Annotated in this window: 15 protein-coding genes; 4 read left to right on the forward strand and 11 right to left on the reverse strand. The window is 41.2% G+C overall.

What is annotated here, in order from left to right:
* Positions 1 to 609 precede the first annotated feature (609 nt).
* Together NI455_RS07745 and NI455_RS07750 are read right to left on the reverse strand one after the other, a co-directional pair.
* The gene (locus NI455_RS07745; protein ID WP_228305192.1) at positions 610 to 1413 is read right to left on the reverse strand and encodes a hypothetical protein; all 804 of its coding nucleotides are present in this window, start codon (positions 1411 to 1413) and stop codon (positions 610 to 612) included.
* A gap of 91 nt (positions 1414 to 1504) precedes the next feature.
* Positions 1505 to 1621, reverse strand: a complete 117-nt coding sequence (locus NI455_RS07750; protein ID WP_086044934.1) for a hypothetical protein — start codon at positions 1619 to 1621, stop codon at positions 1505 to 1507.
* Between the two features lie 268 nt (positions 1622 to 1889).
* On the opposite strand from NI455_RS07750, the gene NI455_RS07755 reads away from it, so the two are divergent.
* Both NI455_RS07755 and NI455_RS07760 read left to right on the forward strand, forming a co-directional pair.
* Positions 1890 to 2870 carry an MBL fold metallo-hydrolase gene (locus NI455_RS07755; protein ID WP_191112549.1) on the forward strand — a complete coding sequence of 327 codons (981 nt, stop codon included), beginning with the start codon at positions 1890 to 1892 and terminating at the stop codon, positions 2868 to 2870.
* 448 nt (positions 2871 to 3318) lie between these two features.
* Complete coding sequence (locus NI455_RS07760) at positions 3319 to 4506, forward strand: ammonium transporter (protein WP_243475188.1); 1188 nt, start codon at positions 3319 to 3321, stop codon at positions 4504 to 4506.
* Between the two features lie 69 nt (positions 4507 to 4575).
* Here NI455_RS07760 and NI455_RS07765 read toward each other — a convergent pair whose 3' ends face one another.
* Positions 4576 to 5199 (reverse strand): LysE family translocator, encoded by a 624-nt coding sequence (locus NI455_RS07765; protein WP_004645862.1) that lies wholly within the window; start codon positions 5197 to 5199, stop codon positions 4576 to 4578.
* Between the two features lie 103 nt (positions 5200 to 5302).
* Entirely contained in the window at positions 5303 to 5485 is a 183-nt protein-coding gene (locus NI455_RS07770; protein WP_243475187.1) for an NF038215 family lipoprotein, read from the reverse strand.
* Between the two features lie 180 nt (positions 5486 to 5665).
* On the opposite strand from NI455_RS07770, the gene NI455_RS07775 reads away from it, so the two are divergent.
* Positions 5666 to 6547 carry a 1-aminocyclopropane-1-carboxylate deaminase/D-cysteine desulfhydrase gene (locus tag NI455_RS07775; RefSeq protein WP_253113424.1) on the forward strand — a complete coding sequence of 294 codons (882 nt, stop codon included), beginning with the start codon at positions 5666 to 5668 and terminating at the stop codon, positions 6545 to 6547.
* Here the strand turns inward: NI455_RS07775 and NI455_RS07780 are convergent.
* On the reverse strand, positions 6544 to 6867 hold the full coding sequence (locus tag NI455_RS07780) for a DUF4870 family protein (RefSeq protein WP_253113426.1): 324 nt from the start codon (positions 6865 to 6867) through the stop codon (positions 6544 to 6546). The genes NI455_RS07775 and NI455_RS07780 overlap by 4 nt on opposite strands.
* Positions 6868 to 7054: 187 nt before the next feature.
* Between NI455_RS07780 and NI455_RS07785 the strand changes: the two genes are divergently transcribed.
* The gene (locus NI455_RS07785) at positions 7055 to 8254 is read left to right on the forward strand and encodes a BaiN/RdsA family NAD(P)/FAD-dependent oxidoreductase (protein ID WP_253113428.1); all 1200 of its coding nucleotides are present in this window, start codon (positions 7055 to 7057) and stop codon (positions 8252 to 8254) included.
* Between the two features lie 29 nt (positions 8255 to 8283).
* On the opposite strand, the gene NI455_RS07790 is transcribed toward NI455_RS07785, so the two are convergent.
* From NI455_RS07790 to NI455_RS07815, 6 genes are all read right to left on the reverse strand, one after another.
* A complete protein-coding gene (locus tag NI455_RS07790) occupies positions 8284 to 8433 on the reverse strand; it encodes a hypothetical protein (protein ID WP_253113429.1) in 150 nt (49 codons plus the stop codon).
* Positions 8434 to 8562: 129 nt separating this feature from the next.
* Positions 8563 to 8730, reverse strand: coding sequence for a hypothetical protein (locus NI455_RS07795; protein ID WP_005106221.1), 168 nt, complete (start codon positions 8728 to 8730; stop codon positions 8563 to 8565).
* A 68-nt stretch (positions 8731 to 8798) separates the two neighbouring features.
* The gene (locus NI455_RS07800) at positions 8799 to 10745 is read right to left on the reverse strand and encodes a mechanosensitive ion channel (RefSeq protein WP_253113430.1); all 1947 of its coding nucleotides are present in this window, start codon (positions 10743 to 10745) and stop codon (positions 8799 to 8801) included.
* Between the two features lie 201 nt (positions 10746 to 10946).
* The gene (locus tag NI455_RS07805; protein WP_253113431.1) at positions 10947 to 11279 is read right to left on the reverse strand and encodes a hypothetical protein; all 333 of its coding nucleotides are present in this window, start codon (positions 11277 to 11279) and stop codon (positions 10947 to 10949) included.
* A gap of 138 nt (positions 11280 to 11417) precedes the next feature.
* Entirely contained in the window at positions 11418 to 12233 is an 816-nt protein-coding gene (eutC, locus tag NI455_RS07810; RefSeq protein WP_253113432.1) for an ethanolamine ammonia-lyase subunit EutC, read from the reverse strand.
* A gap of 9 nt (positions 12234 to 12242) precedes the next feature.
* Complete coding sequence (locus tag NI455_RS07815; RefSeq protein WP_253113433.1) at positions 12243 to 13628, reverse strand: ethanolamine ammonia-lyase subunit EutB; 1386 nt, start codon at positions 13626 to 13628, stop codon at positions 12243 to 12245.
* Positions 13629 to 13645 lie beyond the last annotated feature (17 nt).

Below are 13645 nucleotides of genomic sequence, written 5' to 3' on the forward strand. Positions count from 1 at the left end.
CCGATTTGATAAGCTTGCACGAAATTACCAGTCTATGATTTACATTGCTTGCATATTTATTTGGTGTAAAGCCAAATGAGGACACGCCCTAAATAAATTTTTGTGTAGTTCCCTCTCCTTATAGGAGAGGGTTAGGGAGAGGTCAGAAACTATTGCCTTACTTTTGAAAGATCAAAAGTAACAAAAATCTTTTGTTAACTTGATGATACTTCCATGTATCACAAGTGAACGGCGACATCCATGTCGCCTCCAACTAAATTAATACCATCATTAAGTCAACTTTTTTATTACATCGAACAGACCAGATGTTTAAATAAAGTATTGGCTTAACACTATTTTTAGTTTGAAATCATTTTAATTTGAGCCAAAAAACTTGAGTTGCAATATTTAAATACTCATATGCAACATTAGTTTTTTGCGCAAAGGCTTCATCACGAGTGATTAGATATTCACAAAAACAACCATAAGATGCATGTGACATGTCACTGAATGATACAATAAAACGCTTTTCTTTATGTAATCCTTCATCTTGATAATAACCGATCAGATTTAATATAGTATAAATTTGATTTACTTTTTGAAAAATATAGTATTCCTGCTCTGAACCAATTAAATTTTCAATTGAAAGAAGTCATCTAACTCATTATTTTCCAATTCAGGATTGTTTTCTTGAAGTAATTTCCATATTTGATTTAAAGCATTTGGTAATTTAATTTTTTGTAAGTTATCATGATTGATATTCAATGATTCTCGTAAAGATTTATGAGATGATTTTTCTTTATTAGACTCTTCTAAATGCCTTACCGATCTCTGAATATATGATTTATATTTATCTCGCTGATTCATTAGGTTCGGGATTTTAACTTTAAATTTTTCTATTTCTGATAAAAGATAGTCATCTTTGTATGTACTGTTCTTAAGATCACTTAAAGATTTTTCTAAAAATAGTAATAAATTATCAAAAGCTTCAATTTGTTTGTATTCAAAAGTTTTAAAATCCTTTACACCACCATATAAAGCAAATAAATTCTTAGTTGATGGATTAATCATTTTGTTTAAAAAATTATTTTCAATATAATTATTAAAATGAACTAGTGGATCATCCCAGGATCTAAAAATAGTATTTGTTAAAGTCCCATGCTCATTAGTAGTTAAGGCGATATAGTGTGCATTTAACTCCCTTAAGATATCTAAAAACTCGACACAATATTTACTGCTTTTCCCCTTTATTACTGATCTGTAAATTTCTTCTAAAGTAATGGGTGAATAAACAGCTTGTACTTCTTCTTTTAAATATCTAAAAAAATCTGAATCTCTACTAAGCAATGGCTTTTCTTTATATTCACTAAATAAGTCTAGAATATTTTGATCTAAATAAGCTAGAGGTTTTCCTGAGTGCTCTGGTTCGCTCATACAATGCTCTCATTAAGTAATTATCTATTTTCTTCGAAATAATCCATCAAAAAAGCCTCTATCTCTAGAGGCTTTTTTATTGCTGGGTCACTTAGCCTTGCAACACAAATTCCCAAATCACATAGCCCAGTCCAAAACCAAGTAGTGAATATAAGGTAATAATGAAAAATACAAAGCTGGCATTGTTTTTTCTTTTCCAAAAACTCATCGCGACACCCAAAGCTTGTTCGTAATACCCCATGTTAACGAGCTTTTCATAAAAAGTGAAATGTATCTAAGCATTTTATTTATAATAATATTTTAATTAAAAATAAATTCTTTACTTTCAAAAAATCAATATACAGATTCAGACTGATTTTTTAGTACAGATGACAAATCAGCACTTCCATTTTAAAAAATGGTAAATATATTCATATTCTTTTTTGCTGGCATCCGTGCTAATACATAGAATTGACTTTAATTACATAAGAATAGCTATGAAATACTTCACTTCTTCTCTCGTCGTGTCATTGCTTGCTTTAGGTTCAATGGCGGGTATCTCTCAAACACATGCACAATCCGTTTCTAGCACCCAACAACAAAAACAGGTTCCCGGTTATTATCAACATAACTTCGGGGATTACCAAATTACTGCCCTGCTAGATGGCACCAATTATCTGTCCAAAGCCTTATTTAAAGATATTCCAGCAGCTCAAGCAGACCAGATATTGAAAAAATACTACGTCGATCAAGCTAAAGGCATCCAAACCTCCGTGAATGCCTTTCTGGTCAATACAGCCAAGGAAATGGTTCTGGTCGATAGCGGGACTTCAAGCTGTAATGGTCCACACCTAGGTTCAGTGTATTCCAATTTAAAGGCTTCAGGGCATAAACCTGAACAGGTCAATGCCATCCTGCTCACGCATTTACATCCAGACCATGTATGCGGTATAAGTAATAATAGTGTTGCCAATTTTCCCAATGCCAACATTTATGTGTCTCAAGCTGAACTGGATTTCTGGATAAATCCCACAACGGTAGAAAAATTACCAAAAGCCAAGCAGGCAGGTTTTTTGGGCACAGTCGATAAAATCAAGAAAGCCATTGCACCCTATCAGGCCAAGAATCAGCTCAAAACCTTTAAAACTGGCGATCAAATCCATGCTTTCGATGTTATCAGTTCGGCTGGACATACACCGGGGCATTTTGGTTTTAGCTTAAAATCTAAAGGTCAGCAGATGGTGTTTATTGGAGATATTGTGCACTCACATACGCTGCAGTTTGATCGCCCACAGACCGGCGTTGACTTTGATGTCGATCCGAAAAAGGCGATCGAAACCCGCTTAAAATATTTTGCTGAATATGCGAAAAATGGTCAGACGGTAGCAGCACCACATTTGCCATTTCCGGGGATTGGACATATTTATTCTAAAGACAATAAAAGCTATCAATGGATTCCGGTACATTTTAAAGATTAATTGAATACTTCAATAATTTTATCTAAGCATGAAACCCTAATTTTTTAGGGTTTCATTTATTTTAAATATCCTTCAGCCAGATTCCCTATGACTTGGTAAATTTAAAACTTGAATGACGCTTTGAAATTTAAAAGCAATAGTTTCGTTTATTTTTAAATTTTTTCTTAAAAATCTTTTACTTTTTACGTGCACCTTTAGCATGCTTTTTTAGCACCGTTTTTCTTACGATAAATATAAACACCTAAAAATATAATATAAATCTGAATTTTATGAACTCTCGCCATGTCTTAGTTTGGTGCAAAAAAATAGTAACGTGCTTTATATCGAGTCTTATCAATTTCAAGAAATTCTTCATCAAAATTTCCCTTGCTTAGCCCTCTTCTACAATCAATTTGCCTCTATATACTGATTTTCTTTTGTGATCCCGCGCACTAAATTGGAACGCACCATGCAAAATATAGACTTATTATTTCTTCTTCTCGGTGCAGTTCTAGTGCTTGCCATGCATGCTGGATTTGCTTTTTTAGAGCTTGGAACAGTTCGACATAAAAACCAGGTCAATGCCCTAAGTAAAATTCTAACCGACTTTGCCATCTCCGCCATCGCCTATTTTTTAGTGGGCTACTATATTGCCTACGGTCAGCACTTTTTCCATGATGCTGCAACCTTGTCTGCCGATCATGGCTACAATCTGATGCGCTGTTTTTTCCTGTTGACTTTTGCTGCAGCAATTCCAGCGATTATCTCTGGAGGGATTGCAGAGCGTGCCAAAATGCGTTCACAGGCTTTAGCGACATTATTTCTGGTTGCGCTGATCTATCCGTTTTTTGAGGGTATGATCTGGAATGGCAACCTTGGTTTTCAGGATTGGCTGACCCATGCATTTGGTGCAAGTTTTCATGATTTTGCCGGTTCAGTTGTCGTTCATGCAATGGGCGGCTGGATCGCACTGGCCGCAATAATCCTACTTGGTGCGCGTCATGGCCGTTACAAAAAAGATGGCCGGATCACCGCGCATCCTCCTTCATCAATTCCTTTTTTGGCTTTGGGTTCCTGGATTCTGATTGTGGGATGGTTCGGCTTCAATGTCATGAGCGCGCAGCGGCTGGATGCCATTTCTGGACTGGTCGCCATTAACTCTTTGATGGCCATGGTTGGTGGAACAATAGCAGCCAAAGTTGCGGGGAAAGATGACCCGGGCTTCCTGCATAATGGTCCCTTAGCAGGTCTGGTGGCGATTTGTGCCGGATCAGATGTTGTTCATCCCTTGGGTGCTTTTTTTATCGGGATCAGCGCCGGTATTATTTTTGTGAAACTTTTTACCTATACCCAAAATAAACTTAGAGTGGATGATGTATTGGGAGTCTGGCCTTTACATGGTGTTTGTGGTGCTTTTGGTGGATTAGCTGTGGGTATCTTCGGTCAGCAATGGCTTGGAGGAATGGGAGGAGTGTCTTTAATTTCACAACTCATAGGTACAGTGCTGGCGATTGTCATTGCTTTGGCGGGTGGTTTTTTGGTGTATGGCCTGCTTAAGGTTTTGATGGGTATTCGCCTGACTGAGGAAGAAGAGTTCAATGGTGCAGACTTGTCGATTCATCGTATTTCTGCTAATTCGGAAGAAAATACTTTTTAATAGACATAAAAAAAGCCTCTACGACTATGGGCTTTTTTTATTTATAAGCAGCACGTCTATACGAGATAATTACTTCATACCAAAGATCAGTTTTAAACCAAGTACCGTCATAACTGCGCCTGCGGCGCGGTCAAACAAAGCTTTAAACTTCAAATAAACACGACGTGGCTTTTCCGCAGATAATGCAACTGCGACCAGTGAACACCAGCCCGCATCAATAAAGAAACATAAGACAGGTAAAACAAAATAAAAATACGTTGGAATTTCTTTGGGCAATAACGCGGTAAAAATACTGGCCAGCACAATCGCAATTTTAGGATTGGACAACTGTGTAATTAAACCTGTGGTAAAGGCACGGCGTAAAGACATCTGTTTGGCAATGGCGACATCCGCTTCGATCGGATCTTTGGCATGTTTAATAATTTTAAACGCCAGCCAAAGCAAATATAAACCACCACAAATTTTTAAGGCCAGATAAGCCGAAGGTACAGCCAGCAAAAATGCCTGCAAACCCAGTACTGCCAGCAGACCAAAAATCGCTGCACCGAGACCAGTACCCAATGCAGTAAATAAACCATGTTTACGTGAAATGGCAATTGAATTTTTTGCCACATAAATAGAAGTCGGCCCGGGACTCATTGCACCTAACATCAGGGCAAAAGCAATCGAACCTAAAATCCAGAATGATTCCACGAGATAACCTGACTTAAAAATTGAAGAACTATTTTAAGCACAAACCTGAAAATTTGCTGTAAAAATTTCTGGATTTGTCATGAATTTTAACTATTGCAATTACTTAAGGTTTCAACTGGTCCTGAGCACTCAAATGCTTGTCTAGCAGTTGATAATCCTGCTCATGTACAGGTACGCCACCAATAATCATGGTGCGGGTTTCTGTTTTAGGCTTATTCATTGCATCATCACAGCCCGACAGACTGAGCAGCATGCCGACCAACACAGCACAGGATAATATTTTCATTATTCTACCCTCCTCAGGGTTTCCTCTGTTTAGATTAGCATTATTGTTTAAATAATCAGCGGAATATTTGTGACAATCTACGACCAATTCGATGGTGATCAGCTAATAATGGGCTATTCAAAAGCTCTGATTTTTAGCACTTCCGCTATAATGCTTACATCATGAACTTTGCGAAATTTTATGTTTGAAACCATTGCCCAAAATATTCCAGATCAACAAATTAATTTTCACGATATTACTTTAACAATACGTCGTCTGGATCTGGTGCATCCGCAAATTTCGGGCAACAAGTTTTTTAAACTGAAATACAATTTTCTTGAAGCCAAAAGACAGGATTATCAGCATATTCTGAGTTTTGGAGGTGCTTATTCCAATCATATTGCCGCTACTGCATTTGCCGCACAGCAGTTTGGTTTTCAGAGTGTTGGTATGATTCGAGGTGAAGAACTGGCTGATCGACCATTGAATCCAACATTAGCCACCGCCCAGCAATTCGGGATGCAGTTGCATTTCGTCAGTCGTGATGAATATCGACGCAAGCAACAGCCTGAGTATTTGGCCGAACTCGCTCGACAATTTCCTGAACATTATATTATTCCTGAAGGTGGAACCAATGCTTTGGCGATTCAAGGTTGTCAGGAAATATTAAAAGATGGCGATGCGCAATTTGATGTGATTTGTTGTGCAGTAGGCACCGGTGGCACCATCAGTGGATTGATCGAAGCCAGTCATGGGCATCAACAGGTTTTAGGATTTTCTGCACTGAAAGGTTCATTTTTAAAAGATGAAATCGCTCAACTAACGAATAAAACCAACTGGAATATTCTCGATGATTATTGCTGTGGTGGCTATGCCAAAACCAGTGCAGCCTTAGTGCAGTTTATCCGGGATTTTGAAGCTGAATTTTCAATTCCACTGGAGCAGGTCTATACGGCTAAAATGCTGATGGGGATTTTTGATTTGATCGAGAAAAATTATTTTCCAGATGGATCAAAACTGTTGGTGATTCATACTGGTGGTCTGCAAGGCCGTAATATTCCCTTTGGTTTTACAGCAACCTAAGCTTCAATCGGTTGATTATTATTTAAGGCAATTAACCCTTTGACCAAGCGGTAGATATGCCAGATAAAGACCAGAAATACAATCAGGAAACCAATCAAGATCACAGTCAATAAGCCACCGACGATATAGCACAGCAAACTGATCCAGAAGGTTTTAATTTGCCAGTCGACATGACTTTCCAGCCAGGTACCGCGCATTTCATCACGCTTGATATAATTCATCACAATCGCAATAAATGGGGTCAGACCAAGAAAAAATCCTAAAATATAAAGAATATAAGTAATGAGATTATATTGTTTTAAATCTTCCGCGCTTGCCATTCGCTTTTCCTTGTTATTATGTTTTTAGTTTGTACAAAAACTATGCATGAGTTTTAGACAGCTTTCAAATATTTTATGTTTAAAATCCACTGTGAATCTGCAATCACGGAACTGATTTTTCTGGAATAGAGAAAGCTGAAATAAAATTGTCTATAATGCTTCCCTTTTCTTCTCCCTTGAGTGTGTGATGTCTTCCAAGCAATACGATGTTCTAGTCATAGGTGCCGGTGCCTCAGGTTTAATGACGGCGTATATGGCTGCGCAACGTGGGCGTAAAGTCGTGGTAGTGGAAAAAGCCAATAAGGTTGGCAAAAAAATCCTGATGTCTGGCGGTGGTAAATGTAATTTCACCAATCTGGAAGTCGAATCGAGCAATTATATTTCACACAATCCACATTTTGTGATTTCAGCTTTAACGCGTTATACCAACTGGGACTTTATCGGCTTGGTATGTGAATATGGCATTGCCTATGAAGAGCGCAAACATGGGCAGCTATTTACCTTAAATGGTGCAAAAGATATCTTGTCGATGCTGCTAGCGGAATGTGACAAAACTGGGCTGGTTGATATTAAAACCAGCTGCGAAGTGAAAGCAGTGAATCCAGTCGATAATCAAGGCTTTCAGGTGGCGACCTCACTGGGATATTTTGAAGTTGAATCTGTAGTCGTCGCATCCGGTGGTTTATCGATTCCTACGCTTGGCGGTTCAGGCATTGGCTATGAGATTGCAAAACAGTTTGGACATCACGTCTATCCAACCCGTGCCGGACTGGTTCCATTTACCTTCTCTGACGGATTTAAAGAAGTCACCACGCGCTTAAGCGGTAATGCCGTAGAAGCAACACTCTCCAATGAACTCAACAGCTTTACCGAAGCACTACTATTTACCCATCGCGGTTTAAGTGGGCCAAGTTCCCTGCAACTTTCCAATTACTGGAATGTCGGGCAGAGCTTTAAGGTAGATTTTCTTCCAAGTGTTGATCTGTTGGATTTCTTCAAATCCAAAAAACAAAGCCAGCCCAAAGTCTTGTTACGTACACTACTCAATGAATATTTACCGAAAAGTGTGGTGGCTGAATTACAAAGTCTGATCTGGACTGAAAGCGCTGAAACTGCCATTGGTAATATCAGCGATGACAAGCTGGAACAGATTGCGGCACGCCTGCATGGCTTTGAAGTAAAACCTTCAGGAACTGAAGGCTATCGTACAGCGGAAGTGACTTTGGGTGGTGTAGACACCACGGAAGTATCCTCAAAAACCATGGAAAGTAAAAAGCAGAAAGGCTTGTATTTTATTGGTGAAGTACTGGATGTTACCGGACATTTGGGCGGTTATAATTTCCAATGGGCATGGTCATCGGCACATGCCGCATCGGAATATATTTAATCAATAGATAATCTGGATTGCTACTTAACTCATTCCAGATAATCTGTTTTAAACAGGTTAAGATTGGCCGTATTGGTTAGACGGTCAATCGCCAGCTGCATTTTTTGCGCTTCTCGCAGACATAGCGGCACTTCATTTGCTGAAAATGCCATGAATTTATGTTGCAGTGCTTTCCACATATTGTTGATCTCCTTTTCTTTATATTTTTAATGCAAGAAAAATACCAAAATCATTTTAGTATTCACTTGAATATTCTATATTTTTTAAAAAATAAATTCTATTCCTAGCGACTGAGCAGGATTGACTTCTCAGTTAAATTCGTCTGCCTCTGGTATTTTCTTATCCAGCTCCCGCTCAGACTGCTCGTCCTGCTTGCTCTTTACAAAAATAAATCGATAGGCAGCGGTAAAAAAGCCAATCGTAATTCCTGCAATGACTAAAGGCGCCAGAACTTTGTTAGGTTTCTTGGTATTCATTCATTTTTCCTTATGACTGAACAAAATCGACCACATGAGCGTGGTCGATTTTGCTTAAAAATAAAAGGTTATTTCAGGTCATCTTTTTTCTGAGTTGAACGGTCAATATCGACATCTGGCTCTTTTTCTCCGGTTGAACCAAATGGATTATTGGCTGGTGGATGAGTCGGATCGACTTTTACTGAATCTGGTACGGCCTGATCCGCATCCGGATTGACAGGATCAATACCTAATGACTCATCATCCTGTGGTGCAGTGGTAAGGATTGCCGGGGTAGTATGGGATAAATCCGTACTCATAGGCGTACTCTTGTCTGAATCCTGATTTGGCACGATGCCTGCTCCTGGAGTTGTGATTGAGGAATCGCTAGTACCCGTAGCAGTTTGCGAACCACCAGAGGACTGGCTCATTGAGCTATCTGTAGAACTCATACCCATCGCCGCACCTGTAGTACCTGACATGTCGGCTGCACTTGTACCTGTGGTCTTGCTACCTAATCCAGAAAATATGCTGTTCTCAGCTTTTTCTTTGACTGGATTGGGTTCTTTAGCTTCTCGTTTGGCTTTATCAATCAAATCTGTGAGTACACGCTCCGCAGGTTGACGACCACCCAAACCAAATGCCAAGGCAAATGCCACTGCTACAGCACCCAAAGTTAGACCAAATGCCAAGTTAACAATTGAATCGGCAATACCCATGGCACGCAGACCCATTGCCACAACGAGTCCCATGATCAGAACACGAACCAGATTGGCTAACCAGCGTGAGCTGTTATATTCACCACGTTGTACGATATTCGCAACAATATTTGCCAGCCAGAAACCGATTACCAGAATCACCGCACCGAGCAGGATATTGGCACCGAAGTAGATGAACATTGCAATAAGACCACTGATCTGTTCAAAGCCCAGACGGTTCGCTGCTTCAGATACCGCAAATAGCATGGTGAATAAAACGATCAGGAAACCGACTACACTGGAAAGTTTAGTCGTGCCTAAAAAACGCTGGATATCCAGTTTGGCAGGAATTTCATCAACACCTGTACCGGCAACTACTTCAACTACCAGACGTGCTACCAGTTTAGACACCACATACGCCAGAATCAGAATCAACGCAGCAGCGATGATATTCGGAATGGCATTCATGATTTCATACAGCATGGCTGTAGCAGGCTGAGAAATGGCCTCGATACCCAATGCTTCAAATGCAATGATCAGTGCGGTAATGATCACCACGGCGAAGATAAATGAACCAACTACCTGAGAAATATTTGAGCTTTTGAAGATACCTACTTTTTCAGCATGTTGCTGTACATTCAGACTGTTTAATAGCCCTTCAACAATACCGCGCACAATTTTCGCCAGGATATAACCGACAAAAATGATCACTGCAGCAATAAAGATGTTTGGTAAGTAACTTACGACATCGGTCAGCATATTTTGAACTGGTAACAGCAGACCGTTGAGACCCAGAATAGACAGCACGATTGGCAAGAACAGCAATAAAATTAACCAGTAAGCAATTTCACTGATGTTTTTACTAATCGGACTAACACCGACTTCAGCACTGAGTTTTTCATCGAGTTGCGTTCGATCCAGCAGCTTTTGTAGCCCTATCTTGACCAAATTGGCCACAATCCAACCTATGAATCCGACTGCAATTGCACCTAGTAACTGCGGGATAAATAACAGGAACTGCTGGATCATATTACTGAATGGACCGCTGACACTGGTAAGATTGAGCACGTTCAGCGCACCAATCACGGCAATAATCAGAATAATCCAGAACACGACGCGGGCGATAATGCTCTCCACATTGGAGTGATGACCTGTCGCCGTATTTAAATGTGTATTGGTGCCCAGTTTTTGCAAGAGCTTTTTAACGCCTGCCGAGACCAGTAACGCAATGATCCAGCCAATTACTAATATGGCAATTGCACTAAGAATGGGATGGAACTGATCCCAGTAGTACATGGCATCGAAGCCACCACGCGGGCTTCTCATATAATCATTCATGTTGTTCTACCCTCTTTGTTATTAAGCTATTTATCTGAAATCGGGGGCATCTCCCTGAAACAATCAGCCCCTTCTTCTTCCGGATTCATATTAGATTTGATGTTTTCAGACTCAAGCCAGGTAGATGGCACTACCTTAAAACATCACCATCCATTGCAAAAAAGCCCCAGTGGTTCACTAGAGCTTTTCAGGTATTTTCAGTTATTGAGTCGCCTGTCCATCAGTCGCAGTTGCTGTTGCTTCTGTGCCATCACCCACGGTTGCTGTAGCTTCCGTTCCATCATTCATGGTGGCGGTGCCTTGTGTAGACTCACCGACCGGAGTTGAATTATTTGGGGTAGCAGGCTGTACATTCGGATTTGGATGTCCTGCAGGAGCATCATTCGCATCTGGATTCATGTCAGCAAACATATAGAACAGTAGTGCGAGTAAAAAAATACCGACCAAAATCAAGATATAAACAGGGATACGCTTTTTCTGCGTCACGTCTGTCTGATGATTTAAAGGTGGTTTTTTATTGAAATCATCGACCATAACCATCCTCACTCTTTGTTATTCATAAGTAGATTTTTAGAATAACAAGCTGTGAATAGGGCTTCTGTGACAAAACATGGTGAGATGGTGACGGGATGTAAGTCACTAATCCATCAGAATTCTCTGCTGGATGCTGCTTTAAAATAGCCGTTTGGCCGGGCTATGCTGCATGTCGACTGGGGTTTGGTGTTCATCTTTCAACTGCACCCCTGAGAGCTGTAACTCACAGGATTTACGCATCAATGCCACCAGTCGCTGGATGGCAATTGGATAGGCCAAGCCCGCAGGACGGACATTGGAAATACAGTTACGCAAGGCATCATGACAGCCCTTAAAAGCATTATAAGTGTAGTAAATTCCCATACTGTCCGGTGAGCTCAAACCTGGCCGTTCGCCAATCAGCATGACCAGCATTTTTGCCTGTAAAATTTCTGCCACTTCATCGCCTAGTGCCACACGACTGCCACGGGCAATCATTAAGGGGGCAATCTGCCAACCTTGTTCTTTGTATGCCTCCAGCAACGCTGGAATAAAATGCAAGCTGTTTTCCTCAATGGCACGTGCCGACAGCCCATCTCCTACAATGATGACCACATCCCAATGTTGCTGATGTTCGGCCCGGTATTGCCGCAACATCATTTTGGATTGTTCTGAAAGCACACGCCCAAGATCGGGACGTTTAAGATAAAGGTCCTTTTCCACAGCCTGACTTTCAATATCCAGAATGGGTAGTCCTGTTTTACTCAAACCAGCTTTTAAAGATTCAACATCAAGTGGCTTCAGTACCGCATCTTTGGCTTGCGCATGTGCCAACTGAAATTCCAGACTTGGTCGAGTCGGCAAGCTGCCCCCAGTTCGGCCCATGGCAATCCGCGCATCGGTAAAAGCTTTTAACTTCTGCCAAGGATTATCCTGTAATTGGGACTCAAATTTCACATCGGCAATCAGTTTCATAGTACTTCCTCAAGACAGGATTAGACGTGAAAATTGCTTCGGTAGCTCGGTCGGCCAATGCAGCTGATTGGACTGTTGTGCCAAAATGCCTTGCTGTTGTAGCCAGTGGTCAAATTCAGGAGCTGATTTTAATCCCAGTAATTGCCGGATGTAGAGCGCATCATGAAAGGAGGTCGTCTGATAATTCAGCATCACATCATCTGAACCGGGAATACCCATGATAAAATGCAGTCCGGCATTGGCGAGTAAGGTCAACATTACATCCATATCATCCTGATCGGCATCGGCATGATTGGTATAGCAGATATCGCAACCCATTGGCACACCGAGCAGCTTGCCACAGAAATGATCTTCCAGCCCGGCCCGGATAATCTGCTTGCCGTTATATAGATATTCCGGCCCGATAAAGCCGACTACAGTATTGACCAGCAAGGGATTAAACTTACGCGCTACAGCGTAGGCACGCGCTTCCACGGTCTGCTGGTCCACGCCATGATGGCCATTGCTGGATAAGACACTGCCCTGTCCGGTTTCAAAATACATGACATTTTGGCCCACGGTGCCGCGTTGCAGGCTTAAAGCGGCCTCATAACCTTCCTGCAACAGCGCCAGATTGATCCCGAAACCGGTATTGGCTTTTTCGGTTCCCGCAATGGACTGGAACATCAGATCAATCGGAACATTTTTATTTGCCAGCTGAATGCCAGAAGTAATATGGGTCAAAACACAAGATTGAGTCGGAATCTCATATTCCTGAATAACGTGATCGAGCAGTTTGAGCAGCTCAGTCAAATTCTGCAGATTATCTGTGGCCGGATTAATCCCGATGACCGCATCTCCATTACCGTACATCAGCCCATCCAGAATAGATGCAGAAATTCCCATCAAATCATCAGTCGGATGGTTCGGCTGCAAACGTGTCGACAGATGACCTTCCAGACCAATGGTGTTTCTAAACCGCGTCACCACGCGGCATTTTTTCGCTACCAGAATCAGATCCTGATTGCGCATAATTTTGCTCACTGCCGCGACCATTTCCGGAATCAGGCCCATTTTTAAGGCCGTAATCTTTTCTGTGGTGGCATCTGCACTGAGCAGCCAGTTACGAAAATCCCCCACAGTAAAATGCGAGATCGGATAAAAGACATCAGCATCATGTTCATCCATAATCAGGCGGGTGATTTCATCCTCTTCATAAGGAACCACAGCTTCTTGCAAAAACTGCTGTAATGGTACTTCTGCCAGACACATTTGTGCAGCAACACGCTCGGTTGCATCAGTGGCCACAATCCCTGCCAGCTGATCGCCAGAACGTTCAGGCGTAGCCTTGGCCAACAGGGTTTTTAAATCCTCAAAGACATAATGCTGACTGGCCACATTAATCTGATACAACATAAGCAAGTTCTCCCTGC

Source organism: Acinetobacter lwoffii (assembly GCF_024129435.1).
GTDB lineage: Bacteria > Pseudomonadota > Gammaproteobacteria > Pseudomonadales > Moraxellaceae > Acinetobacter > Acinetobacter lwoffii_F.